Consider the following 1,012-nt stretch of genomic DNA (forward strand, 5'->3'; position numbering starts at 1 on the left):
GTGGTCTACCACGCGCTTTTGCTCTCACTCCTCGTGACGGGTCTTACCTGGGCGGTGCGATGCCGGCAGGTCTGATGGTCAGCGAGGTCATCCGCCATTTCCTTGCCAGGAGGCACAATCCCGCCATGCCGCGCATCCTGCTGATCGACGACGACGAACACCTCGCCGCGCCGCTGACAACCTACTTCGCACGCTTCGGCTGCACGCTCGAGAGCGCCGTGCGCCCGAGCGAAGGCCTCGCCAAGCTGCGCGCCGGCACCTACGACGCGGCCATCCTCGACGTCATGCTGCCCGAGATGGACGGCTTCGAGCTGTGCCGCGAGATCCGCAAGGAAAGCGACATTCCCATCGTCATGCTCACCGCCCGCGGCGAAGTGATGGACCGCGTGGTCGGCCTCGAGCTTGGCGCCGACGACTACGTGCCCAAGCCCTTCGAGCCGCGCGAGCTGCTGGCGCGCATCCGCGCCGTGCTGCGCCGCCGCAGCGAGAACGCCACCGAGGCCGAAGCCTCCACGGTGATGCGCTTCGGCACGCTGGAAATCGACCGCAATGCACGCACCGTGTCTGTGGCCGGCGCGCTGGCCGACCTGACCTCCTACCAGTTCGACCTGCTGGTGGCGATGGCCGAGCGCGCGGGCCGCGTGCTCACGCGCGACCAGATCATGGAGGCCGTGCGCGGCCGCGAACTCGAAGCCTTCGATCGCTCCATCGACGTGCACATGGGCCGCATCCGCGCGGCCATAGAAGTCGACGCGAAGAACCCCAAGCGCATCCTCACGGTGCGTGGCGTGGGCTACGTCTTTGCCAAGCAGCAAGACTGAGCGGCTGCCGATGCTGCGCAGCCTCTACTCACGCCACCTCTACGTCCGCATCTGGCTCGCGGTGGTGGGCGGCGTCGTCATCCTCACGCTGATGGCGAACTGGATCGTGCGCGAAGCAGCGGAGGCCGAGCGCGAGCGCCTGGCGCCGGTGCCGCGCAACGTGGTCGTGCTGGACGCACAAGACAAGCCGA

1 protein-coding gene and 1 pseudogene are annotated in these 1,012 nt (G+C 67.9%); both read left to right on the top strand.

All coding sequences use genetic code 11. The features are described 5' to 3' along the window. The first annotated feature begins 74 nt into the window (after positions 1 to 74). Positions 75 to 821, top strand: coding sequence for a response regulator transcription factor (locus tag ACSFA3_RS26375; protein ID WP_435508244.1), 747 nt, complete (start codon positions 75 to 77; stop codon positions 819 to 821). 10 nt (positions 822 to 831) lie between these two features. Beyond that, positions 832 to 1,012 (top strand): annotated as a pseudogene (locus tag ACSFA3_RS26380) (two-component sensor histidine kinase); the annotation flags it as partial.

This window comes from Variovorax glucosi (genome assembly GCF_051216695.1).
GTDB lineage: Bacteria > Pseudomonadota > Gammaproteobacteria > Burkholderiales > Burkholderiaceae_C > Variovorax.

Bases quoted from the DNA above. Each gene is read 5' to 3' on its own strand.
- ACSFA3_RS26375 (WP_435508244.1), top strand. From the start codon at position 75: ATGGTCAGCGAGGTCATCCGCCATTTCCTTGCCAGGAGGCACAATCCC.